A 24,297-nucleotide genomic window follows, 5' to 3' on the forward strand; every position below is an offset into this window, starting at 1 on the left:
CTCTCCGGTGAGCGAGTAGTTCCGGTGGTTCCGGTGTCCCGTCGGCCAATGTTCCGGCCGACGTGATCGACGCTACCGGCAGCTCCTGACGGGTGAAGGGGCCATTCACCCGACCGGGTGGCATATTCCATTCAAGCCTTCTGTGGCTGGGGAGTGACGGTGTACCGTACCGGCCCGCTCGCCGCGCACACGGTGGATATCGGTGGTATCCGGCCGCTATGCGCCCTTGTCTGCATATTGGTTGATGATCCCCGAGATGAAGTCGCGGGTCTGGTCGACGTTGAGGGCCTGCGCGCGCAGGTGCTCGTACATCACGCTGTACTTCTGGACGTCGTTGGCCTTCTCCAGGTACAGGTCGCTCGTCACGCCCTCGATGTAGACGACGGTCGAATCGGACGCGTCCGGGAACTCCAGGATCGCGTACTGGCCGTTCACGCCGGGGTGCGCGCCCAGCTCGAAGGGCATCACCTGCACCGTGACGTGCGGCTGCTCCGACTGCTCTATCAAGTATTCGAGCTGCCGGATCATCAACTGGGCGTCGCCCACGCGCCGGCGCAGCGCTGCCTCGTCGATCACGGCCCACAGCCGCAGCGGGCCGAGGTCAGGGTTGTTGTTCTCCGTCTCGGAGAGCCGCTTCTGGCGGTGCATCCGGACCTGGACGCGCTTGTCGACGTCGGCCGGGGCGGTCTCCGGCCACGCGCCGCGGACGAGGGACTGGGCGTACTCCGTCGTCTGGAGCAGCCCCGGGATCACCAGGGGCTCGTACGTGCGCAGGCTGGCGGCGTCCGTCTCCAGGCCGATGTAGACGCTGTACGGGATGTCGCCGAAGGCGTGCCACCAGCCCTGCTGGCGGGAGTCCTTGGCCATCTGCATGAGCGAGTCGATGAGGCGGCGGTCCTCGACCTCGTAGACGTCGCAGAGGTCACGGACATCGCGCTGGCTGATGGAGCGGCGGCCGTTCTCCAGTCCGCTGATCTTCGACTGGGAGACGAGGAGGCGCTCGGCGACCTGTTCGGCCGTCATGCCCTTGTCCTCGCGGAGCTTGCGCAACTCCATGCCCAGTCGGCGGCGTCGGACGGTGGGATTGACATTGGACGCCACGTGAACGGCACCTCCGCCTTCTTCTGTCGTTGCAGCTGTTCTCTCTGCGTATCTGGTCTTGAGCAGACTGCCACCGAAGCGGGCGGCGCCGCTGGGGAACGGCCCGAAACACAGACGCGCGGGGTGGCGGGACCGGCGAACCGGCCCCGCCACCCCGCGCGCTGGCGGCTCCCGAACCGACCGCGTCCTCGCGGACGTCGGTCGGGGCGGTGGCGTTGCGATGGTGGTGCGGTGAAACGGGTGGAACGGTGGAACGGGGGTGGAGCGGGGTGGATCAGTGCGCGGCCGCGCGGGCCATCGCGCCCGTCCGGCGCGGCTGCAGCGGAACGCTGCTCGCCGTGGCACGGGCCGGCGGTGCGGGTGCGCGGTCACGGCGTGGCTGTGCGGCCACACCGTTCTGGACGTCCATCACGGCATGCGCCACGAGTCCGCCCATCGGGTCGTGCCGGATCAGGTCCCGTAGCCGGGATCTGGACGACCGCCCCTCGTTGCCGGGGTACAGGTGCTTGCCGAGTCCGACCGCGTGGGCCAGTGCGGCGAGCGCCGCGGTCCGCGGGTCCGGCGGTACGCCGGTGCGGATCGCACTGTCGAGCCGGGCTCGGATCTCCCGGCTGATCTCCGTGTCCGTCGCTTGGTAGCGAGTCGTCGGCAGCACTCCGCACATCTGTCCCGCGACGGCATGGACCATGCCGCAACGCTCCAGATGAGCGAGGTAAATCTGGCGGAGCCCCAGCCGGGGTCCGCCGATCCAGTGGACGGCCCGTACCGGGCTGCCGCGCCTGCGCAGCAGTTCCAGTGCGGAGTCCAGAGTCGGATCTCCTGTCGGCCGTGGCATCACCACGGCGATACGATCCCCATCAGGGGCTATCCGTCCTGCCAGAGCCAGCTCCACTAGCTGTGCCCCGGCCAGGCCGAGGTCGAGCGACTGCGGCTGCGCCGTGGTACCCGTGGCCGGGTCCAAGGCGAGCAGCAGAAGCTCCTCCGGAATTGTTCTGCGGCTCCTGCCCATCCATGCCTCCCCGCGTGGATGAGTGACAGGGTGACGCCTCTCACATTCATCTGTCGAGAGCGCGTGGCCGCTTTGTGGGGGAACCCGCAGCTATGTCGTTCTCGTCTCGCACGGGGGCGATGCTCCCGAGACGGGACACTGTTAGACATTCGGACAGCCGGACGTGGCGGCGATGGAGGAGGAACGGTGGCGGGCGAGTCCCCCGACAAGTCGGTAGATGAAGGAGCGCCGGGGGCGGCGGAGTCGTCCGCGGAGCGTGATCCGAGGCTGTCGGTGTTCCGGCCCCGGGACCCCGAGAACGGCGCGGCCGTGGCCGCCGGTGCCAGTGCCGGTGCCGGTGCCGGTGCCAGTGCCGGTGTCGATGTTCAGGTCGATGCCCGAGCCGAGTCCGAAGCCGAGGCCAAGTCCGAGGCCGGGGCCGGGGCCGAGCCCGAGCCCGAGCCCGAGCCCGAGCCCGAGCCCGAGCCCGAGTCCGGGGCCGAAGCCCGAGCTGAGTCCGGAGCCGAGGCCGGAGCCGAGCCCGAGGCCGGAGCCGGCGGGCGGGATCCGCTGCGGGACGCGGTGGCGGCGTGGGTCGCCTCCGCCGACGGCGCCGATGCCGCTGCGAGCGAAGCCGAAGATTCCGCTTCGGTGGACGACGAGGCGGGCGCGGACGAGCCCGACGCCGCCGAGCCCGACGCCGCCGAGTCCGGCGCACCGGATGCCCGTACCGAGGCTCCGGACCCCGATTCCGACTCCAGCTCGGATTCCGTTTCTGAATCCTCCGCTGCCCCCGCTCCGGTCGTCGAGGCGAAGCCCGCGGCCGAGAAGCCCGAGGCCGAAAAGCCCGCCGACAGTGAGCGCACCGCGGTGTTCCGCGCCTTCACGCCTGCCGCGCCCAAGCCCGCGGCCGAGAAGCCGAAGGCCGAAGGGCCCGCGGACAGTGAGCGCACTGCCGTGTTCCGTGCCTTCAAGACGGATTCCGTTTCGACTCCCGCGGCGGAGCGGACGGAGCCTGCGGCCGAGAAGCCGAAGGCCGATGAGTCGGCGGACAGCGAGCGCACCGCGGTGTTCCGCGCCGTGAAGCCCGCTTCCGCTTCCGCTTCCGCCTCGGCGCCCGCCGCGAAGCCGAAGCCGGAGCCGGAGCAGGAACCGAAGCAGGAACCGAAGCCGGCCCCCGCGGCCGAGAAACCGAAGGCCGAAGAGCCCGCGGACAGCGAGCGCACCGCCGTCTTCCGTGTCCCGAAGGCGGACGCCGCCGCCGGGGCGCAGGCCCCGAAGCCGGCCCCCGCCAAGCCCGCCCCCGCCAGGCCGAACCTGGCCAAGCCCGCCGAGGCCAGGCTCGCCGCCAAGCCGGCCGAGGCCAAGCCCGCCGAGGCCAAGCCGACCGGCGCGAAGCCCGCCGACGTCAAGCCCGACGCCGAGTCGCCCAAGGGCAGCACCTTCGTGCCGCTGCGTCCGGAGGGCATCGCTCCCGCGACCGCGCCCGCGCCGAAGCCCGCCGCCGGGCAGCGGCCCAAGGTTCCGGTTCCGCCCGCCGCCGCGCGGTTCGACCACTCCGAGCGGACCACGCAGCAGCCGCTGCCGCCCAAGCCGCCGCTCGACATGCTGGCGGACCTCACCAACAACCCGCCCCCGCCGCCGAGCCCGATGCGCACCGCCATCCGGCGGGTCAAGATCTACGCGCCGCTCGTCGTGCTCCTGGCGGTCATCCTGGCCGTGGTGCAGCTGGTGCGCCCGCTGCCCGAGCCGAAGCTCGTCATGACCGCGAAGTCCTCGTACACCTTCGAGGGCGCCAAGCCCCAGCTGCCGTGGCCCACCGAGGGGCAGGCGTACATGGCGGCCGCCGGTCTCGGCACGCTCGGCCAGTCCGGCGAGCAGAAGCCCGTGCCGATCGCGAGCGTCACCAAGTCGATGACGGCGTACATCATCCTGCGCGACCACCCCATCAAGAAGGGTGAGCAGGGCCAGATGATCGAGGTCGACAAGACGGCCGAGACCGAGGGCAAGAAGAACAACTCGACCGACAACGAGTCCACCCTCGACACGGTCAAGGAGGGCGACAAGATCACGGAGTACGACGCGATCGCCGCCCTGATGATCCCGTCGGCCAACAACATCGCGCGGCTGCTCGCGCGCTGGGACTCCGGGTCGCAGGAGGCGTTCGTCAAGAAGATGAACGACACCGCCAAGGAACTCGGCATGACCAACACGACGTACACGGACCCCTCGGGCCTGGACGCGACCACGGTCAGCACCGCCGAGGACCAGGTGAAGCTGGGCCTGAAGCTGGTCGAGATCGAGACGCTGCTCGACATCACCAAGAAGCCGAACTGGGTCGACCCGTCCGGCAAGAGCTGGCGCAACTGGAACGGCCTCACCGGACCCGCCGGCGCGCTCGGCATCAAGACCGGTACGACGACCAAGGCGGGCGGAAACCTGCTCTTCGCCGCGCAGAAGAAGGTCGGCAACACCAACCAGCTGATCGTCGGAGCCGTCCTCGGCCAGCACAAGCCGTCGATCATCGACACCGTGCTCGCCGCGAGCAAGGAGCTGATGGTCGCCACCCAGAAGTCCCTCGACGGAGCGACCGTCGTGAAGAAGGGCGACGTCGTGGGCTACGTCGACGACGGGCTCGGCGGCCGCACGCCGGTCGTGGCCACCGCCGACGTGCAGGCGGTCGGCTGGGCCTCGCTGACGGTGTCCATCAAGCTCGCGGACGGCGGCGGCAAGCTGCCGCAGACCGCGAAGGCCGGGACCGAGGTCGGCCTGCTGACCGTCGGCGAGGGTGCCAGCCAGGTCAAGGTGCCGGTGGCGCTCAAGACCGAACTGGCCGCGCCGGGCATCGGCAGCAAGCTGACGCGCGTCGGCTGACATCCGGTGAGAGCGTGGATCCGGCGCCCCGGGCAACCCCGGGGCGCCGGGCCACGTCTTGGCTCCCGGGAAGTTCGTGGACTCATGGGTTGGGGAGTGCGGCAGTGACCACCGCTGAGCAGCAGGGCCGGCGCCAGGAGGCCATCCCGTCGGCCGACGCGCCCACCGTGGTCGACGCGCCCACCGTGGTCGACGCGCCCACCGTGGTCGCCGGGTCCGCCGGGTCCGGGGGGCTCTCCGTGCCCGTGCCCGGAGGCATACGGCCGCCCCGCGGCCCGCTGGGGGCCGTTCTCGACGGGGCCCGGCGCCGTCCGGTGATCGTCGCCACCGTCCTCGCCGCGCTGCTGCACGTCGTCTGGTTCTTCTGCTTCGCCAACAGCGGCGGTGACCTCGCAGCGCAAGACGCCTGGGCCGAGTTCGTCGGCCGTCATCCCGACTCCGCGTACAACCTCGCCTGGTACGGGGGCATGCACCCCGTCTCGTACAGCGTGGTCTCGCCGTACCTCATGCACATGCTCGGCGTCCGGACCACGATGATGGTCGCCGGTACCGTCTCGGCCGGGCTGCTCGCTCTGATCCTCACCCGCTGCCGCGGTGCCGTGCGCGAACCCCTGTGGCCCGCCCTGGCCGGGGTCTACGGGTTGTTCTGCAACGCACTCTCGGGCCGCGTCACCTTCGGCCTCGGCGTGATGTTCGCGCTGGGCGCCGTCGCCGCCGTCTTCTGCTGGCCCCGCAAATGGGCGGAGCGGCGCTGGGCCAAGGCCGCGGTGGCGGCCCCGCTGGCCGGTCTCGCGACCGCCGCCAGCCCCGTCGCCGGGCTCTTCCTCGGGGTGATCGCGGCCGCGCTGTTCCTGAGCCGGCGGCGCCCGGGCGCGTACGCGCTGGGGCTGGCCCCGGTGGCCGTGGTCGGGCTGTCGGCGTGGCTGTTCCCGTTCTCCGGGACGCAGCCGATGAAGATCGGCTCGGCCGGGCTCCCGTTCGTGTTCGGGCTGCTGATCGTCTTCCTCGTACCGAGGCGCTGGAAGACCGTCCGGATCGCCTCGGCGGTCTACTCCCTCGGGGTCTTCCTGACCTGGGTGATCGACTCCCAGGTCGGCTCGAACGTCACCCGCATGGTCATGCTGTTCGGCGGGGTCGCGCTGCTCGCGGCCCTCCCGTACGAGCTCCCGCGCTCGCGGCGCTGGTACGCGGTGCTGCTGGCCTTCGTCGGACTGAACGCCTGGATCACCACGAACAGCGTCACCGACATCGTCCGCACCACCCCGCTGGCCGCCTGGAGCCGGGAGCTGGCCCCGCTCGTCGACCAGCTGCAGAAGGCGGGCGCCGACCGCGGCCGGGTCGAGGTGGTCCCCGCCAGCAGCCACCGCGAGTCCTCCGCCTTCCCCTCGTACGTGAACCTCGCGCGCGGCTGGAACCGGCAGGCCGACCTGGAGCGCAACCCGCTCTTCTACGACGACACCCTCGGCGCCGACAGCTACCGGGCCTGGCTGGAGCGCTGGGCCGTGCACTACGTGGTGCTGCCCGCCGACAAACCCGACTCGGGCGGTGAGGACGAGGCCAAGCTGGTGCGCGGCGGGCTCCCGTACCTCCAGCAGGTGTGGGGCGACGCGAACTGGCAGCTCTTCAAGGTCGAGCAGCCCACCGACCTGGTGGCCGGGCCGGCGACCGTGGTGCGGGCGAGCGCCGACCAGCTGGTCGTCGACGTGAAGCAGCCCGGGCGGGTCCTCGTACGGATCCCGCACTCGCCGTGGCTGGGGCTCGTGGACGCGGCGGGCAAGGCGGTACCGCCGCCGCAGGAGACCTTCGCCTCGAAGGCGCGGGGCGGGAGCGGGGAGGGCGGCGCGCTGCGCAAGCAGTACGCGAACACGGCGGGATGCCTCTTCAAGGCCGCTCCGGACGACACCGGGGACGTGTGGACGGAGCTGCTGGCGCCGGCGCCGGGGCAGTACCGGGTGGCGGCGAAGTACCAGCTGCCGCGGGGGACGCCCTGCCCGGAGGACCTGGTGCACCAGACGCTGGGCCAGCCGAAGCGTCCGGCCCCGCCGCGTCCCTGATCGAGGCTCTCGGCCGACGCCCTTGATCGGAATTCTTTGCACACCGGTCCGGGTGCGTGGGTCCGTATATGTGCATACGATCCGAGTAGTCCGATTGGGTGCTTCCCGAAGGAGTTGACGACGGGATGAACAAAGAGCAGAAGCGGGATGTCCGGGCGGCCATCGCGAAGGCGCAGGAGACGGCGCAACCGCCGCGCGGTCCGGGACACGGCTTCAGCGGTCCGGTACGGAGCAAGGTCAAGGGCGGATCGCACACGAAGGCCGCCCTCAAGCGGGCCGGCACTCCGCAGGGCGACCGTATCGGCGAACGCAGCAGTGGCCTGAGCTGACCGTGATGGCACAGCCCTTCCGGCCCGAGCCGGAAGGGCTTCGTGCGCTGCATCCGCTCCGTGCGCTTCGTGTGCTCCGTGCGCCGCATCCGCTCCGTGGCGGGCCTCGCATCCGCCGCGATCTGGCCTGATTCCGGCCTGATCCGGTCGGATCCGGTGCGATCCGGCCGGATCCCGCCGGTCACCCGCCGGGGATCGCCCATTACCGTGACGTGACCATGAACGACACGCAGCGCGACGAGCGGCTGCCGCCGCGCCCGCGGCTGCCCGCCTGGACCTCCACCCTGACCTGGAAGGCCACGGTCTTCATCACCCTCATGTGCTGCGGACTCGCGGCGCTGCTGGGCTGCCTCGTGCACGGCGCCATGACCCACCAGACCGTGGGAGCGGCCCGCGAGAAGGCGCTGATCCGGCTGGAACGGAGCATCGAGGCCTACGAGACCGGCGCACGCATGCCGCGCGGCGAGGGCATCGACCCCGCGGGACTGCCGCCGGAGCTGCGCGCCCTGGCCGTCGGCGGCAGGCGCGGTACGGCAGTCGGCCGCTACCGGGGCCGGCCCGTGATGTGGGCCGCCGGGCCCGCCGCGCACGGCAGCGCGATAGCCGTCTCCGTGGACTTCCGCGCGAGCGAGCGGACCATCGCCGAACTGGACCGGGCCATCCTCGGCTCCTCCGCGCTCGCCATCGGCGGCACCCTCCTCATCGGCGCGTTCGTCGTCACCCGGATCACCCGGCGGCTGCACCTGACCGCGCAGGTGGCACGCCGGATCAGCAGCGGGGACCTGGACGCGCGGGTCGCCGACAGCACGCGCAGCCAGGACGAGGTGGCGGCGGTCTCCCGGGCCCTGGACACCATGGCCTCGTCGCTCCAGGGCAAGCTCGAAGCGGAGCAGCGGTTCACGGCGGACGTCGCCCACGAGCTGCGCACCCCGCTGACCGGCCTGAACGCGGCCGCCGAGCTCCTGCCGCCGGGCCGCCCGGCCGAGCTCGTACGGGACCGGGTCCGGGCGATGCGCTCGCTGACCGAGGACCTGCTGGAGATCTCCCGGCTGGAGACGCGCGGCGAACGCCTGGAACTGGACTCGCACGACCTGGCCGACCTGGCGGCGCGCACGATCCGCGCCTCGGGTACCGACACGGCCCTGGAGGTGGGCGGCCCGCGCGGCGCCCTGCGGGTGGACACGGACCGGCGGCGTCTGGAGCGGATCCTGGGCAACCTCGTGGCCAACGCGCACAGTCACGGCGAGGCCCCCGTCACGCTCACGGTCGACGGCCGGACCCTGACCGTGACGGACTCGGGCCCCGGCTATCCGGAGTACCTGCTGACCACCGGCCCGCAGCGGTTCCGTACGGAGGGCACGAACAAGGGCCACGGGCTGGGCCTGACCATCGCCGCCGGCCAGGCCCGCGTCCTCGGCGCCACCCTCACCTTCCGCAACCGGCAGGCGGGCGGCGCCGAGGCTCGCGTCACGCTTCCAGGGCCCGCAGCACCGGCAGCAACTGCGCCTCCTCGCCGTCGAGATGAGCCTCCAGCTCCCGGCTCATCCGTTCCACCCGCTCGCTGAATCCGGCACCGGGCGCGTCCAGCGCGCGTACCAGCTCCGCCTGGAGGCGGGCGATCGTGGCGTGCTCGGCGCCGATCCGGCGGAAGAACTCCCGCATGGGGGGATGCCGCTGCTCCAGGTACGGGAAGAGGCCGGCGTCCTCGCTCCGGTGGTGGAACTCCAGCGAATGGCAGAACGCGAGGCAGTGCTGGCGCAGTTGCAGCCCGAGCGAGGCCGCCCCGGCGCCCTGCGGCTCCGCGCGCGCGAGGTCCCGTACGAGGGCCAGCTGCGCCCGCAGCCAGCCGTGCACGTCGAGCAGCTTCCCGGCGATCCCGCCCTCCCGGGACGGGGCCCCGTGCGTGCGGAGCAGCGCGACGACGGGGATCACCCGGCGGGTGCCCGCCTGGTACTCCCCGTACCCGGGCTCCGCGCGGACGATCCTCGCGAACAGCTCGTCCCGCCGAGCCCCTTCGGCGGGGACGGCGACGGCCTCGTACTCCTCGGCCCCGGTCTCGACCTGTACGAGGGGACGCGCGAGCAGGTTGTGGTACCAGGCGGGATGCCGGTCGGCCCCGGCGGCGGACCCGACGACGAGCAACTCCCCGCCGCCGTCCCCGCGGACGAACCCGAGCGGGACGGTGTGCGGCTTCCCGGACCTGGCGCCGGTGGTGGTGAGCAGGATCAGCTCGGAACCCGCGAAGGGCCCGCCGACCTGGCCGGCGTTCGCCCTGAACTCTTCGATGACGGTGTGATTGAACGATGACATGGAGTGTTGTATCCCTCACGGTGTGCGTGCGTGCGACGGCAGCGAAAACAACCGAGGGAGATCACCCGTAGCCGGTGGCATACATGCCCATGGGCCCGGTCCTTCACCAACAGGTGCCTGCCCAACCACCGCCCGGCCCACATCTCAGTAGGCGGCGTCACGCGACACGTACGCCATGTAACCACAACGCGAAGAGGCCCCGCGATCGATATCGACCGCGGGGCCTCGTCCGTGCCCTCGGCAGGATTCGAACCTGCGACACCGGCTTTAGGAGAGCCGTGCTCTATCCCCTGAGCTACGAAGGCGGGGGCTTGTCGCGAACCTTGCCGGAAACCCCGCTGGGGCCGCCCGACTCGGACGGACAAACGTCCTGGTCAGCTTGCGTGCGTACGCGGAGGGGGCAGCGTCCTCGCGGACACTTTCCCGGGCACACGCCTGGTAGCCGACTGACCGCTGACAGCCTAGCGGATCAGGCTGCCCGAGGTCGCCTCGATTGGCGTGCGGCTCGGCCACGTCCATCTCGGGCCCTGTGACCTGCGCGTTTCGGTGATGCCGGGTCCGCGGCGCCTCTGTCGGGACGGTAGGTGCGTTGGGCGAGGCGCTTCCGGATGTCCGTTTCGCGTCCGGGGGTGGCTCTGGTCGTCTGCGAGTCCGGGCGAGGAAAGACGGCCGTGCCCTCTGTGGGTACGGCCGTCGCGCTGTCTGTGGGGGTCTGCGGATCTCGGAGGGCGCTCTTGAGGGCGGTGAACTCCCGTACCGCGACCGCCGCTTCGTCCTCGTACTCACCACCGGCGACGTGCGAGAAGGAGAGGATCACGCGAGTCCAGAACCCGTCGTCACGGCCTGAGGCGAAGAACCACTTCGTACCGCGACCTTCTTCTTCGCCTTCTCGCCGTTCTCGTTGTACGTGCGGGCTGCGGGGTCTCCACGGTGGTTGCGGATCTCTCCGGTGACCGGATCAGCGGGCATCTCCCTGCGATGGCCTCCGTCCGTGTAACGGGGATCGCCCTGCCCGTTGTAACCGACGACGGCCGCCGCACGGTCGAGGGCAGTTCATCCTGCATTCGGCCGAAACGCTATGCCCTTCACGGAATATCAAGAATGAGTAGCTGATACTCAAATCACCTACGCGTGGGCCCACCCCCGGGGGTTCCGGAGGAACTGCAGCCCATCCACGGCCCGGTATTGCTGCCGTATCACCAGCCAAGCACATCGGGTTCGCGCTGCGGAGCTACGGCGTCAGCCCCTACAGCCGATATCGCGAGTGTGTCGACGCAGCCCACAGCAGACGTCCTTGCTACTGTCCACATCACCGAAATCGCCCGTAAGGGAATTATTCGCGCCTACCGGCGGCCGAGAGGAAAAAGACGGATTATGAATGACTTTTCCCGTCGCAAACTACTCAAGGCGACCGCGGTCGCCGGTGCCGGCGCGGTCGTCGCGCAAGGCGTCACGACGGCGGAGGCCCACGGTGCGAGCGCCGTGAGCGAGCCCCCCAAGCACACGAAGTGCCCGCCGGCGAAGCTGACCGGCCGCATCGTCCGCCCCGACAACGCCGGGTACACGGAAGCCCGCCTCGGCTGGGACCAGCTCTTCTCCCACTACCCGCTGGTCATCGTCTTCGCCCAGAACACCCAGGACGTGGTCAACGCCCTGACGTGGTCCCGGCAGAACGACGTCGCGGTACGGGTCCGGAGCGGCCGCCACAGCCTTGAGGGCTGGTCGAACGTCGACAACGGTCTCGTGATCGACATCAGCGAGCTGAAGTCGGTCCACATCGACAGCGGCGCCCGTATCGCGACGGTCGGCGCCGGACTCAGCCAGCTGGAAGCGGTGACCACGCTCGCGGAGCAGAATTTCGCGGTGACGACGGGGACCGAAGGCACCGTGGGCCTGTCCGGGGCGACGCTCGGCGGCGGTTTCGGCTTCCTCACTCGCTGGCTCGGCATGGCCTGCGACAGCCTGATCGGTGCTGAGATCGTGGTTGCGGAAGGCGACGAGTGCGCCAAGGTGGTCAAGGTCGACCCGCACAACAACCAGGACCTGCTCTGGGCGCTGCGCGGAGCCGGCAACGGCAACTTCGGGATCGTCACCTCACTCACTTACAGAGTGGCCCCGCTGAAGAGCGTTACGTACCTGCAGGCCACTTGGACCGGAATCGGCGACCTGCGCAGGCTCTTCGACACCTATCAGCGCACTGCGCCGTACCTCGACGACCGCCTCGGCACCCAGCTCGAAATCCACCGGAACCAGATCTTCCTGTTCGGGGTCCTCGCGGAAGGAACACCGGCGGAGGCGAAGAAGCTGCTGGAGCCGCTCCTGTCGATCGACAGCCCGCAAGTGGCGGTGCAGGTGGGGAACTGGGGCGACGTGTATTCCGGCTTCCAGATCCCGACCGCGGACGAACCCGCGAACTGGAAGTTCTACTCCCAGTTCACCAGAAAGCCGTTCCCGAGCAAGGCGATCGATGTGATCGTCTCGTTCATGCAGGACGCGCCCACGGACGACAGCAACTTCTTCGCGCAGGCGTTCGGCGGGGCGGTCAGAAAGAGCCCCCGTGGCGGCACCGCGTTCCCGCACCGTGACGCGCTCTTCTACTCCGAGCCCGGTGCCGGCTGGGGCACCCGCTCCGATGAGCCGGGCGTCTGCGACCCGCTCACCCCGCAGGCCCAGGCCTGGATCGCCGAATTCAGCCTGGCCCTGCGTCCCTATGTGGACGGCGCCTACGTCAACGTGCCGAACGTGGGCATGCAGGACTGGGAGACCGCCTACTGGGGATCCAACTTCGACCGACTGCGCACGATCAAGGCGGAGTACGACCCGCACAACGTCTTCAAGTACGAGCAGAGCATTCCGCCCGCGTCCTGATGAACGGAGCAGGGCCTGCGCCCCCTCCCCCGACCGGTGAGGGGGCGCAGCCGCGTCGACGGCCTCCGCCGGGTTGAACGGGTCGCCCACGGCTCGGCTTGGGCGGGCGGGACGGGTATTCCAGCGGCGGCGACGGCATGCGCTCGGGAAGTTGCGGCCGTTCGTGGCCAGTTGGTGCGCTGCCCGCCCATCGCGACCGCGATCGGATGAGCATTTCCGCGTACATACCGATGAACACAAGAGCGTCGCCATATCGGCGCGGTTCACTCAAATCTTGATATTTCCGACATTGCTCTTTCACTGTTGATCAGCGACGTCGAAGGGAATGTTGTGCCCCCCATGCCCAACCCCGGCCGTCAGTCGGCCGCGAAGTCCGCGCTCCCGCGCTCGAAGTCCCGCGCCGGCAGGCGCCTGGGACGGCTCCGGGCCGTCGTCGTGGCCGGTGCCCTGCTTGCCGGGCTGAGTCCGGTGGCGGCCGCTGCGCCGCAGGCTGCCGCCGGGCCGGAGAGCAAGGGCGATCCGACGCAGTACTGGAACAAGGTCCTGCTTCAGACGTTCCGCAATGCGCGGGGTTGGGACGCCTCGCCCGGCAAACTCTCCCGATCCGGAGCCATGGTCTTCGCGGCCATCTACAACGCCGAGAGCGCCTACCAGAACACGTACGGAACGATGAAGTACGAGCCGTACCTCAACCGGCCGCTCAAGTACGCCACCGACTCGTCGGAGCCGCGCGCGGACGAAGAGGAGCGGCTGATCGACCGCACGGCGTACCGGATGCTCTCCGAGCTGTACCCGGGCGACCGGGCCTTCATCGACGCCCGGTACGAGGCCCGGACCGGCCGCTCCCCCCGCTCCCCCGACCCCCTCGACCGCCTCGTGGTCGACCGCGTGGTGAGGCAGATCAACAAGGCCCGGGCGGACGACGGTTCGGACAACCCGGAGCTCTACGACGGCGACACCACCACACCCGGAGCCTGGCGGCCGACGGGCGAAGAGGCGACGGCCGACGAAGGGGCCTGCCAGGAACCTGGCGACGCGGTGACCCCGAACTGGGGCAAGGTGAAGCCGTTCGTGCTCCGCTCCGGTTCGCAGTTCCGGCCTCCCAGCCTGCGCGGCTTCACTTCCTACGACGAGCTGGTGAACAGCCCGGAGTACGCGCGCCAGGTCGACGAGGTGCGACGCGTGGGTGCCGTCGACTCCACCGAGCGCACCCGCGAACAGACCGTCATCGGCTGGTTCTGGGACCACGACCTGAACGGCACCTACCACCCCCCGGGGCAGCTGCTCCAGCTGACCGGGACGGTCGCCAAGAAGTTCGAGCTCGACACGTACGAGACGACCCGCTTGTTCGCACTGTCGGCGCTGACCCTGGCGGACGCCGGGATCGCGGCCTGGGACAGCAAGTTCGACGGCCCCATCAACGAATGGCGTCCGGTGTCCGCGATCCAGGCGCTGGGCGGAGAGAACGCGAACTGGCAGCCCCTCAGCGCGGACCGGGCGGGAACGCCGTGGACCCCGTGCTTCATCGCCTGGACCTCCGGGCACGCCAACTTCACCGGTGCGTGGGCAGTCGCGATGCAGAACTTCTTCGGCCGTGACGAAGCCTCGTTCACCGCGCAGTCCGAGGACCCGCACACCCTCGAGCGGTTCCGCCGGATGAACAGCTTCAGCCAGGTTGCCGAGGAGGGCGAGTTCAGTCGAATGTGGCTGGGCGCGCACTTCCGCTGGGACGCCGAGGACGGGAGGGAGATCGGCACCAACGTCGGCCACTACGTGTTCGCCAACGCGCTCCAGCCGACGCGATCGGGCCGTCCGCATCAGCAGTGAACCGACGCCCTGGCCCGAGCCGATTCGGCAGTTTCCACGGCAAGCCTCTGACCTGGGCTTCTAGGGTTTCCGTCAAGCCCCACGAAGGCGGGGGCTTGTCGGAAACGCTGGCGAGGGAGGAGCGCCCCGGTCAGTGGGCCAGTACGGTCATGTGGTCGGGGTGGTGGGCGGCGACGTCGTGGGCGGCTTGGACGAAGGCGGCGACGGCTGCGGAGCGCGAGGTCTCCGGCCAGGCGACCACGACCGCGCTGGGGCTGAGGCCGGTGACCGGCCGGTAGGCGATGTCCGGGCGCTGGTGCCGCTCGGTGGTGGAGAGCGCCAGGAACGCCACCGCCTGGCCCAGCGCGACCACCTCAAGGAGTTGCTCGACGCTGGCCACGAGCGGCCCCTCGGGAGCGTCGGCCGGCGCCAAGCCCGGGTGGCCGTCGCCTGCTTCCGCTCCGTCGCGTCCCGTGTAGTGGGCGGTGGTGGAGGGGGCGGCCCCCTTCCAGCGCGGGATCGGTTCGCCCTGGAGGTCGGTCAGCCGCAGTCGCCGGCGTCCGGCCAGGCGGTGCGCGGCGGGGAGGACGGCCAGTCGCGGTTCGACCACGAGCGTCTGGGAATCCAGCCCTTGACCGTCGAACGGGCTGCGCAGCAGCGCCACATCGGCACGGCCGTCCCGCAGCATGGCGATCGGCTCTCCGCTGCCGCCGACGACGACTTCAGGCGGCGGCAGATGCGAACCCGTTCCCCGGTAGGCGGCGAGGATCTCCCGCAGCAGCCCGGCATCGCCTCCCGGCTTGACCGCCACGACGAGCTGCGGTGTCGGCTGACCGGCCCGGCGTGCTCGCCGGGCCGCCGCATGCACCGCGTCGACCGCGATCCGGGCCTGGTCGAGCAGCACCCGACCGGCGTCGGTCAGCCGCACCTGCCGGGTGGTGCGCTCCAGCAGGCGTACCCCGAGCCGGGACTCCATCTGAGCGATCGCCTTCGACAGCGGGGGCTGCGCCATCCCCAGGCGTTGCGCGGCCCGGCTGAAGTTCAGTTCCTCCGCGACCGCGATGAAGTACCTCAGCTCCCGCACCTCCAGCTCACTCATATCCGTGGACTATAGATCCAGAGTCTTCCGGTCTTTCCCTGCCGCCCGTGGGTGAGGGGAGGCTGGGTGCCATGACGACTTCGCAGAAGACCGCCCTGATCACCGGCGCGAACAAGGGCATCGGCAAGGAAACGGCGCGCAGGCTCGCAGCCCTCGGCATCACCGTGCTGATCGGCGCCCGCAACGCCGAGCGCGGCGAGGCGGCGGCCGAGGAGCTTCGTGCGGACGGCGCCGACGTACGGTTCGTTCCCCTCGACGTCACCGACGAGACCTCGGTCCAGGCCGCCGCCCAGCACATCGACGCCACGTTCGGCCGCCTCGACATCCTCGTCAACAACGCCGCGATCGCCGCCGGACCGCAGAAGCCGAGTGAGACCCCGGCCGCAGCCGTCCGGGAGGTCTACGAGACCAACGTGTTCGGCGTCATCGCGGTGACCCACGCCATGCTCCCCCTGCTGCGCCGCTCCGCCGCCGCACGCATCGTCAACATGTCCAGCGAACTCGGCTCCCTCACCCACTTCTCCGACCCGGGCAGCCCGTGGTCCGCCTACTACTCGATCCTCCTCCCTTACTGCACGTCGAAGAGCGCGCTGAACGCGGTCACCGTGCTCTACGCCAATGAACTGCGCGACGAAGGGATCCTGGTCAACGCCGTGAGTCCCGGCTACTGCGCGACCGACCTCAACCGCCACAGCGGGATGCGCACGGCGGAGGAGGGCGCGACCGTGGCGGTCGACCTGGCGACTGCGGGCGACGACGGCCCGACCGGCGCCTTCTTCGCCGAGGACGGGCCGATTCCCTGGTGAGACCATGCCGTGCTTCTTCGCCCGGAACCGAGCGGCCCGCGGCCGATGTTGACGGACTGCGCACCCTCGCGCGCGTCTGGCGCACGTTCGCCGACACCATGGAGGACGTAGCGGCAGCTGCCGACAGGCTCTACGACGGGACGTGTCCGTGACGTACAACCTCCTTACCGTCGACGCCGTCAGCCCCGAGGCCATGGCCCGCGCCCTTGCCGGATGCCTGGGTATCGCGGTGGGTGACGTGGACGTGGCCGATTCCGAGGGCGACCCCGACCTCCGGAACTGGGATGCGCCCGTCTCGTGCGAGTACCGGGCAGTCCGCGGTGATGTGGCCTGGTCGCTGGACATCCATGCGCAGGAGCATGTCGCCGGCCAGCCGCCCGAGTCCGACCTTGCCGCGGGGTTCGCGAAGGCCGCGGTGACGACCGTCCTGTTTCCCGCCGAGGAAGCACCGCCCAGTGCCTACTGGGCGGTGACGCCGGAGGGTCTTCTCACTCGTGCCCGGCTCGAACCGTCCGACGGCGAGCCTTCCCGGTACGAGGTCACCGCCGTCGAGGCGCCGGTGCCGCAACTGCCCCGGGCGACCGTGACGCGATTCGCCGAGATCGTACGGGAACAGCGGCCGGACACGCCGGTGGCCCGGGCCTTCGCGGTATCGGTGGAGAAGGTGCGGCAGGCCGCCCCGGGCCTCGCGAGGCCTTCCCTCGACGACGGCACCGCCGGCCCCGTCCGGACCGCGAAGGGCAACCTGGTGGCGTGGGAGAGGGGCATCACGCAAATGGAGTCCGGGTGGGCGCCGTCCGGATGGTATCCGGCCTGCCTTTACCGGGAGCGGCTGGAATGCCGGGACGAGCTCGCCGGTATCGGGGCGCGCCTGCCCCGTGACGTCGCCGAGCTACTCGACGAGGCCCTTGAGCAGTTGGACGGACGGTTCGCCGCTGCGACGGAGGAAGACCCGTCGGGGAGCCTGCGCAGAGAGCTGACCGGTGGCTCCGCGGAGCGGACGCCGGTCGGCTGGTGGTGGCGTCGTCGCCCGAATCCCAGGCCCTGGCACGGCCCTGACGCCGTGCAGCCGGCCTGAGCCCGCCCGGGCGGCATGGCGCTCACATGCGTACGGCCCGCCTCCTTCACGGGTGGCGGGCCGTACTCGGTAAGGCCGCGCTGCTGCGGCTCGCGCGTCTCATGGCGGGGTCAGGGCCAGTCGATCACGTCGGACGTGGTCCCGGCGGCGAGCGCGGGGGCGACCGAGGGGGTCGGGACCGGCCAGTCGATGTCCGCCCTGACCGTGGCGGCGAAGGCCAAGGTGGAAATCAAGATCGCCACGGAAGCGGCAAGGGTACGCATGCGCATGACAGCTCCAAACAGACCGAGGACAAGACAGGCAAGGGGGAAAGGTCCAGATGAGGCAGGGGGTCGACGCTCCGCAACAGCGTCGAACCGGGCCCCGTGACCCCTTCCGGCAGCCGAGCTTGCCAAATATTGCCAACGCGGTCAACCAAAAATCTGCACCTCTCGCAAGGTCGTGGCAGAGCGTCAGGCAGCAGGTTTGCCAAACCGCCCACGGCTGACTAAAGTGACGCGGAGGGGGCTGGCCGCATCCGAAGAATTGAATGTAGGGTCCACATGGCAACAGAGCCGTCCTTCGGGCTCCGCCTCAAGGCGTTGAGACAACAGCAAGGGCTCTCCCAAGCCGCACTGGCGGGCGATGAAATCTCGACGGGATACCTGTCGCGCCTGGAGTCGGGCGCCCGGACTCCCACGGAGCGGGTGATCGTCTATCTTGCCAAGCGGCTGGATGTGGACCGCTCGGCCTTTTACATCCAGCCGAGCAGCAGTTCGCTCTCCCAGGCACTGAGTCTTGCCACGTCCTCGGACAGCAGTGAGGCAACCGAGGACCTCATCGACGTCGTCGCCACCTCCCGTGACGAGGACCCGCTGCTGCGCTGGCAGGCGCTGTGGCTGATCGAGCGGTACTGGCACGCGCGGGGCGAGCAGGCCCAGGAGCTGGCCTGCCTCGAAGAGCTGACCGGCATCGCCGACGAGCTCGAACTGCCCGCACTGCAGTGCAGGTCGAAGAGCCGCCTCGCCCGCTGCCTGCGTTCCACGGGGGACGTCGCCCGCGCGCTGGAGCTCGCCGTCAGCGCCCACCAGGTCGCCAAGCAGGCCGGCCTGCCGGTGTCCGACGAGGCGAACGCGCTGCTCGCCCTGGTCTCCGTCGAGGCGGAGGCGGGCCGGCTGCCCGACGCACGGGCGCACGCCGAAGAGCTGGTCGGGCTGGTGACCGAGGCGCCGGAGACCCTGCGCGCCGAAGCGCTCTGGACGGCCGCCACGGTCAGTTCGCGCCAGGGGGACGACGACGCCGCGCGCGCGTTCCTGCAGCAGGCCATGGCCATCCTGGACAGTCGCGTCGCTCCCGTGCTGTGGGCCCGGCTGCGGCTGGCCGCGGCCTCCCTGCACCTGCAGGGCGCGCCGCCGTCCACCGAGTCCGCGGGTGTCTACCTGAAGGAGGCGGAGGAGGCGTTCGCCCTCGTCGGTACGCCGCTCCAGCAGCAGGAGATCCTGGTGCTGAAGGCCCACCTCGCGTTCGAGGAGGGCCGGTACGCCGACGCCCGCGCGGCTCACTCCCGGCTCGACGTCGACGAGCTGATGCTCAACTACCGCGACCGGATAAGGCTCCAGACCCTGGACAGCAGGCTGCTGATCGTGGAGGGCCGCCGCAAGGAAGGGCTTGCCCAGCTCAAGCAGTTGGGCGAGGACGCCCGACGCGCGGCCAACCTCGACCTGGCCGCCGAGATCTGGCAGGTCCTGGCCGAGACCCTGGAGCACAGCGCCGCCGGCTGACCCCCGGTCGTCGCCGAGTCGCCGAGTCGTCCAGTCGCCGAGTCGCCGGGGCGCCGCGCCCGGCGGGTACGCGGTCCGCGACGCACAACGCCCGAGGCTCCCCACCGGTATCGGCGGGGAGCCTTCGGACGTTGAGCGTGGCCGGCCATGGACTCGCCGGCGGGCCCTCAGATCTCGTCGAGGGCCGCGCGCAGCCCGTTCGCGAGCTCCTCGAACTCCTCGTCGGAGTAGGTCAGCGACGGGACCAGCATGATGAAGTCGGTACCCGGCTGGACGATCAGGCCGTGGCGGCGGGCCGCCGCGGTGAGCGCGTCGGAGGGGACCGACAGCTGGATGCCGCGGAAGCAGCCGAGGCCGCGGGTCTCCACGACCAGCGGGTGGGAGGAGATCTCCTCCAGCAGGGCGTCGAGCTTCTGGGTGAGCTTCTGCGCCAGGGCGACCGCGTCGAGGCGCTCCATCTCCGCGATGGTGGCGATGATGGCGGCGCAGCTGGTGGGCGAGCCGGCCTGGGTCTCGCCGTGGAAGAGGACGGCGTCGGTGCGCTCGAACATCTCGCAGACGTCGTGGGAGACGACGATGGCGGAGGCGGCGCACGTGCCGTTGGTGAGGCCCTTGGACGTGATCATCACGTCGGGCTTGAAGGGCCAGTTCTGGGAGGCGAAGTAGCTGCCGGTGCGGCCGAAGCCGGTGGCGACCTCGTCGGCGATCACGAGGAACCCGTAGCGCGCACGGAGGTCCTCGATGGCGCCGAGGAGCTCGTCGGAGACCGGGTGGGCGCCGGTGCCGAGGACGGGTTCCAGGATGACGGCGGCGATCTTGTCGCCTTCCCTGTCCAGCAGCTCGACCAGCTCGGTGACGTCCTCGTGGCTGACGTGCCGGACCTTGCTGCGGTCGACGCGGTAGACGTCCTGCCCCAGCGGCTGGCCCGTCAGGGCGAAGCTGCCGTAGGTCAGGCCGTGCCAGCTGTTCTTGAGGCCGACGACCACGTCGCGGTTCTCTTCGCCGCGCAGTGCCTGGTAGTGGCGGACCAGCTTCATCATCACGTCGTTGGCGGCGCCGCCGGAGGTGGAGAAGAGGACGCGGCCGAAGTGGTCGGGGCCGCTGACGTCCAGCACCGCCCGGGCGGCCTGCTCGGCGAGGCGGTGCCCGCCGCGGAAGAGGGGCAGGTAGGACGCGGTGTTCAGGCAGTCGGTGATGGCCTCGGTGACGGCCTTGTTGCCGTAGCCGAGGTTGGCGTTCCACAGGCCGCTCATCACGTCGAGGGCGGAGGTGCCGTCGGCGAAGTGGACCCGGTTGCCCTCGCAGGCGATCCCGTGGACCTCGGGCCGTCCGTAGCGGCTGGGCTGGACGAGCGATTCCCACAGCGGGTAGCGGTCGGTGTTGACGGTCATGTGAAGCCTCCCAGTTGGTTGGTGATGTCAGAGATGTCTTGTCAGCGCGTCAGTTCGTCGGCTCGTCGGCTCGTCGGCTCGTCAGCTCGTTTGCGCGGTGCGTTCGGCCGAGCGCAGGGACTTCCGTCCGACGAGCGCGAAGGCCAGCCATCCGATGACGGAGATCACCGCCATGGTCAAGATCGCGTTCCAGAGGCCGATCCGTTCGCCGAGGACGCCGCTGAGCAGCGCGCCGAGGGGGAAGGGGCCGTAGGTGAGCATCCGGTAGGCGGCCGTCGCGCGGCCGATCACGTCGAGCGGGATGACCGACTGCCGGAAGGCGACGACGTGGACGTTGTAGATCGTCAGGCCGAAGCCGTAGATCCCGAAGGCCAGGACGGCGAGCAGGAAGCTGGACCACTCGGACCCGCCGGTCAGTGCGAGCAGCAGGGGGGCACCGGACGCCGCGCCCATCGACACGACCAGGGTGGACGAGAAGCCGAGGCGCTCTCCGAGCGGTTTTGCGGCCATCGCGCCGAGCAGGGAGCCGAGGGCCCCCAGGGCCAGGACGGTGCCGACCCCGCCGGCGTCCATGTGCAGTTCCTTGACGGCGTACACCAGGAACAGGGTCATGACGGCCTGCTCGCAGAAGTTGAACCAGCCCGCCTGGAAGGTGAGGACCCGCAGCACCCGTTGGCGCCAGAGCATGCCGAAGCTGGTGAAGATGTCGGCGAACCGGGGCCGGTTCGCCGCCGCGTCCCCGGTGCGGGCCGGCTCGCGGTGGCGGATGAGGTACAGGACCACGAAGGCGGCCAGGTACGAGGCGACGTTGGCGAGGATGGCGAACCAGGCGCCGAGGGATTTGGTCAGCAGGCCGCCCAGGCCGGGGCCGCCGATCTGCGACACCGAGTACGAGGCCTGCAGTTTGCTGTTGGCCTCGACCAGGTCGTCCTGCCGCACGATGACCGGCAGGTACGCGATGTAGGCGACCTCGAACACCGCGGTGCAGGCGCCCACCACGAAGGCGATGGCGCACAGCGCCGGTATCGACAGGGCGTCGGCGAAGTACAGCACCGGCACCACGGCCAGGGCGAGGGCCCGCCCGAGATTGGCGCCCAGGAGGATCCGGCGGCGGTCCCACGTGTCGATCAGCAGACCGGCCAGCGGCGTCACGCACAGGGCGGGCAGCAGCTGCATGCCGGACACCAGGCCGACCTCCGAGGCGCTGGCGTCCATGACCCCGAGGACCAGCAGGGGCAGGGCGAGTTGGGTGACCTGCGCCCCGATCTGGGCGACGGTCTCGCCGGACCAGAGCTTCAGGAAGTCGTAGTTGCGCCACAGGCCCCGGTGGGGCGCGGGCCCGGTCTTCGGCGCGGTTTCCATCGTCAGCACGTACTTCTTCTCCCTGCTCGCCCCGGCCGGCTCCGCGTCGCGGGCGGAGCCGGCCGTAGGATCGGCTAGTCGTCGCCCTGGTAGACCGGGGCGCCGTTGTCCAAGAGGTGCAGGGCTTCGGCGACCTGCTCGCGCGAGCCGGCCAGTACCGCGTGCCCGTTGCGTCCTCCGATGCCGCGCGGGGCGTCGGTGACCGCGCCCTCCGGCTCGAAGTAGCAGAGTTCGTGCAGCACTTCGGCGAACGGCGCCGCGATCGCGTCGTCCAGGGTCACCGGGTGCCGGAACGGCGTCACGCCGTCACCGTTGAAGAACCTGATGGCGGCCCGTTCCACTGAGGGCGCCTCCGGGGACACCGGGCTGCCGACGACCGCCCCGAGCTCCGCGAGGTAGAGGTTCCATCCGGTGGCCAGGGCCACCAGGCGGGGAATCTGGTCCCCCGCGGGCCGTCCCGCGACCTCCATCAGCACCGGACCGTCCGGCGTCAGCCGGAACTCGGCGTGGGACACGCCCGCTTCCATCCCGAGGCCTTCGACCACACGGACGGTCTCGTACTCCAGCTGCTCGCGGACCTCGTCCGGCAGTACGGCCGGGGACACGTGGCCGACCTCCGCGAAGTACGGCGGCCTGCTCAGGTGCTTCTCGGTGACCGAGACGATCTCGGTCTTTCCGGGGGCCCAGGTGACCGCTTCGACGCTGTACTCGGTGCCGGACACGTAGCGGTCGACCGCCACCCGGCCGGTGCGCGCCGCGTCCAGTGCGAAGGCGAAGGCCTCCGGCAGGTCGTCCGGGCCGCGCACGATCTTGACGCCGCCGCTGCCGCCGTAGTCGGTGGGCTTGACGACGGCCGGGTACCGGCCGCCGATCAGCCGCTCACATTCGGCCAGGTCCCGGGCGACCCCCAGCTGCGGGGTCGGAAGCCCGAGTTCCCGCAGGCGGCCGTGCATGACGCCCTTGTCCCGGAAGTGGCCGGCCGGCATGCGGGTGGCCGGTACGCCGAGCTGCGCGGCGACCTCGCGGGCGAGGTCGGTGGACAGCTCCTCCCAGCACAGGACGGCGTCCCACTCGAAGTCGGCGGAGCGGGCGGCGGCCAGCATCGCCTCGACGGAGAACCGGTCGCCGGCCCGCCACCAGTCCACCAGGCTGACGGGGATGCGGTGGGCGAGGTCGATGACACCGACGAAGTGTCCGGCGTCGCGCAGCGAGCGCAGCCCGAACTCCTTCTTCTCGCCCAGTCCCGCGATCAGTACCCTCATCGCCGGGTCTCCCCGAAGGTGGCCAGTGCCTTGTCCAGCTGGGCGAAGGCGCTGTCCGTCGAGCACCGCAGCAGGCCGGCGCCGTGCAGCTCGGTGATCCACTTCTTGGTGGCCGCGGGCTCGGCGACGGTGACGATGACCTGCATGTGGTCGGAGTCGATGAAGCACCGGTTGGTGGGCGTACGGGCCGTGACCGTCATGAGGTTGCTGCCCTCGGGCTCCGCCGGCAGCGGGTTCCCGGGAACCTCGGTGGACGGCAGCTCGATCGCGACCAGGCGCTGGGTGACCTCGGGGAGGTCCTCGCCCGTGGCGACCGCGACGAAGACCGAGTGCGGGTCGGTGCCGGTGGCGACGGAGTCCAGGTCGGACAGGCCGCCCAGCCGGGCGTTGATCTCCAGCAGGCACAGGTCGCCGTCGACGACCGCGAAGTCGATCTGCCAGGGTCCGTACGGAACGAGGTTCTGCTCGATGTCGAGGATCAGCCGGTCCAGGGAGGCGGCGGCGCGCTCGGGCAGCGCGAAGGGCATGGCCCGCGCCCGGAAGGAGGGGTCCAGTCCGGTGTCCAGGCTGCCCAGGGAGGCGACGGGCCAGCGGACGTGCGTGCCGCCGGAGCTGATCACCTCGACCCCGCACTCGAAGCCCTGCTGGAAGCGCTGCACGATCATCGGCAGGCCCGGCTCGCCGGCCAGCACCGCGTCCAGGTCGGCGGCCGACTGCACGAAGAACCGGCCGTCGCCCGCCTGGGACTGGGCCTCCTTGAGGACGACGGGGAAGCCCAGCCGGTCCACGGCCGCGCGGACCTCACCGGCGTCGGTGCACACGGCGCCCTCGGGCACCGGCCAGCCGCGCGCGACCGCCGTCTCGTGCAGGGTCACCTTGTCGCAGGCGACCTCGGCGAACGCGGCCGGGTGCGCCAGGAAGTGTCCGTCCCACTTGCCGACAGCCTCGCCGTAGGCGAGGGGGAGCTGTTCCTGTCCGTGGGCGTACGGATTGGCGATCGCCACGTCCGCCCGCTCCTCGGCCAGGACCTCCAGGACGTCCGCGGCGTCCCAGTCGAGGCCGATGCGCTTGACCTCGACGTCGAAGCCGTCGAAGTCCACCGCGGAGTACACCACTACATCCGTGATGCCGCGTGCGCGCAGCCCCGGAAGGATCCGGGCGAGTTTGTACTCGCCGAAAATGACCGCCTTCGCCATGTGCCTGCCCCTG

The 24,297-nt window shown here is 70.6% G+C and carries 19 protein-coding genes and 1 tRNA gene; 9 read left to right on the forward strand and 11 right to left on the reverse strand.

Going from position 1 to position 24,297, the window contains the following annotated elements; all coding sequences use genetic code 11:
- Positions 1-216: 216 nt before the first annotated feature.
- On the reverse strand, positions 217-1,101 hold the full coding sequence (locus Sspor_RS25035) for a helix-turn-helix domain-containing protein (protein ID WP_202201127.1): 885 nt from the start codon (positions 1,099-1,101) through the stop codon (positions 217-219).
- Between the two features lie 274 nt (positions 1,102-1,375).
- Positions 1,376-2,110 (reverse strand): GOLPH3/VPS74 family protein, encoded by a 735-nt coding sequence (locus tag Sspor_RS25040; protein WP_030390041.1) that lies wholly within the window; start codon positions 2,108-2,110, stop codon positions 1,376-1,378.
- A 186-nt stretch (positions 2,111-2,296) separates the two neighbouring features.
- Here Sspor_RS25040 and Sspor_RS41145 point away from each other — a divergent pair, with 186 nt between their 5' ends.
- From Sspor_RS41145 to Sspor_RS25060, 4 genes are all read left to right on the forward strand, one after another.
- Positions 2,297-4,963: a D-alanyl-D-alanine carboxypeptidase gene (locus tag Sspor_RS41145; protein ID WP_272934846.1), complete on the forward strand. Its 2,667-nt coding sequence runs from the start codon at positions 2,297-2,299 to the stop codon at positions 4,961-4,963.
- A gap of 104 nt (positions 4,964-5,067) precedes the next feature.
- Positions 5,068-7,017: a DUF8823 domain-containing protein gene (locus Sspor_RS25050; RefSeq protein WP_373318821.1), complete on the forward strand. Its 1,950-nt coding sequence runs from the start codon at positions 5,068-5,070 to the stop codon at positions 7,015-7,017.
- A 125-nt stretch (positions 7,018-7,142) separates the two neighbouring features.
- A complete protein-coding gene (locus tag Sspor_RS25055) occupies positions 7,143-7,346 on the forward strand; it encodes a hypothetical protein (RefSeq protein WP_237404016.1) in 204 nt (67 codons plus the stop codon).
- Between the two features lie 218 nt (positions 7,347-7,564).
- Entirely contained in the window at positions 7,565-8,911 is a 1,347-nt protein-coding gene (locus Sspor_RS25060; RefSeq protein ID WP_202201130.1) for an ATP-binding protein, read from the forward strand.
- On the opposite strand, the gene Sspor_RS25065 is transcribed toward Sspor_RS25060, so the two are convergent.
- The 3 genes from Sspor_RS25065 to Sspor_RS25075 form a co-directional block, all read right to left on the reverse strand.
- On the reverse strand, positions 8,814-9,656 hold the full coding sequence (locus tag Sspor_RS25065) for a nitroreductase/quinone reductase family protein (RefSeq protein ID WP_202201131.1): 843 nt from the start codon (positions 9,654-9,656) through the stop codon (positions 8,814-8,816). The two genes, Sspor_RS25060 and Sspor_RS25065, sit on opposite strands and share 98 nt — an antisense overlap.
- A 232-nt stretch (positions 9,657-9,888) precedes the next feature.
- Positions 9,889-9,961: transfer RNA gene (locus Sspor_RS25070), tRNA-Arg, on the reverse strand.
- 508 nt (positions 9,962-10,469) lie between these two features.
- Positions 10,470-10,625, reverse strand: coding sequence for a hypothetical protein (locus Sspor_RS25075; RefSeq protein ID WP_202201132.1), 156 nt, complete (start codon positions 10,623-10,625; stop codon positions 10,470-10,472).
- A 405-nt stretch (positions 10,626-11,030) separates the two neighbouring features.
- Here Sspor_RS25075 and Sspor_RS25080 point away from each other — a divergent pair, with 405 nt between their 5' ends.
- Complete coding sequence (locus Sspor_RS25080; protein ID WP_202201133.1) at positions 11,031-12,524, forward strand: FAD-binding oxidoreductase; 1,494 nt, start codon at positions 11,031-11,033, stop codon at positions 12,522-12,524.
- A 339-nt stretch (positions 12,525-12,863) separates the two neighbouring features.
- Positions 12,864-14,351: a vanadium-dependent haloperoxidase gene (locus Sspor_RS25085; RefSeq protein WP_202201134.1), complete on the forward strand. Its 1,488-nt coding sequence runs from the start codon at positions 12,864-12,866 to the stop codon at positions 14,349-14,351.
- A 130-nt stretch (positions 14,352-14,481) separates the two neighbouring features.
- Here the strand turns inward: Sspor_RS25085 and Sspor_RS25090 are convergent, their stop codons facing one another.
- Positions 14,482-15,429, reverse strand: coding sequence for a LysR family transcriptional regulator (locus Sspor_RS25090; RefSeq protein WP_202201135.1), 948 nt, complete (start codon positions 15,427-15,429; stop codon positions 14,482-14,484).
- A 71-nt stretch (positions 15,430-15,500) separates the two neighbouring features.
- On the opposite strand from Sspor_RS25090, the gene Sspor_RS25095 reads away from it, so the two are divergent.
- Positions 15,501-16,235, forward strand: coding sequence for an SDR family oxidoreductase (locus Sspor_RS25095; protein ID WP_202201136.1), 735 nt, complete (start codon positions 15,501-15,503; stop codon positions 16,233-16,235).
- Positions 16,236-16,383: 148 nt separating this feature from the next.
- Entirely contained in the window at positions 16,384-17,313 is a 930-nt protein-coding gene (locus Sspor_RS25100; RefSeq protein WP_202201137.1) for a hypothetical protein, read from the forward strand.
- Between the two features lie 110 nt (positions 17,314-17,423).
- Here the strand turns inward: Sspor_RS25100 and Sspor_RS41150 are convergent, their stop codons facing one another.
- A complete protein-coding gene (locus Sspor_RS41150) occupies positions 17,424-17,555 on the reverse strand; it encodes a hypothetical protein (protein ID WP_272934847.1) in 132 nt (43 codons plus the stop codon).
- 300 nt (positions 17,556-17,855) lie between these two features.
- On the opposite strand from Sspor_RS41150, the gene Sspor_RS25105 reads away from it, so the two are divergent.
- Positions 17,856-19,073 (forward strand): tetratricopeptide repeat protein, encoded by a 1,218-nt coding sequence (locus Sspor_RS25105; protein WP_202201138.1) that lies wholly within the window; start codon positions 17,856-17,858, stop codon positions 19,071-19,073.
- 167 nt (positions 19,074-19,240) lie between these two features.
- On the opposite strand, the gene mpaD is transcribed toward Sspor_RS25105, so the two are convergent.
- The 4 genes from mpaD to Sspor_RS25125 all read right to left on the reverse strand — a co-directional run bounded on the left by mpaD (position 19,241) and on the right by Sspor_RS25125 (position 24,284).
- Complete coding sequence (gene mpaD / locus Sspor_RS25110; RefSeq protein WP_202201139.1) at positions 19,241-20,464, reverse strand: daptide-type RiPP biosynthesis aminotransferase; 1,224 nt, start codon at positions 20,462-20,464, stop codon at positions 19,241-19,243.
- Between the two features lie 81 nt (positions 20,465-20,545).
- Complete coding sequence (locus Sspor_RS25115) at positions 20,546-21,826, reverse strand: MFS transporter (protein ID WP_237404368.1); 1,281 nt, start codon at positions 21,824-21,826, stop codon at positions 20,546-20,548.
- Positions 21,827-21,900: 74 nt separating this feature from the next.
- Complete coding sequence (locus Sspor_RS25120) at positions 21,901-23,088, reverse strand: ATP-grasp domain-containing protein (RefSeq protein WP_202201141.1); 1,188 nt, start codon at positions 23,086-23,088, stop codon at positions 21,901-21,903.
- A complete protein-coding gene (locus Sspor_RS25125; RefSeq protein WP_202201142.1) occupies positions 23,085-24,284 on the reverse strand; it encodes an ATP-grasp domain-containing protein in 1,200 nt (399 codons plus the stop codon). The genes Sspor_RS25120 and Sspor_RS25125 overlap by 4 nt, the downstream gene beginning before the upstream one ends.
- Positions 24,285-24,297: the final 13 nt, after the last annotated feature.

This window comes from Streptomyces spororaveus (assembly GCF_016755875.1).
GTDB classification, from domain to species: Bacteria; Actinomycetota; Actinomycetes; order Streptomycetales; family Streptomycetaceae; genus Streptomyces; species Streptomyces spororaveus.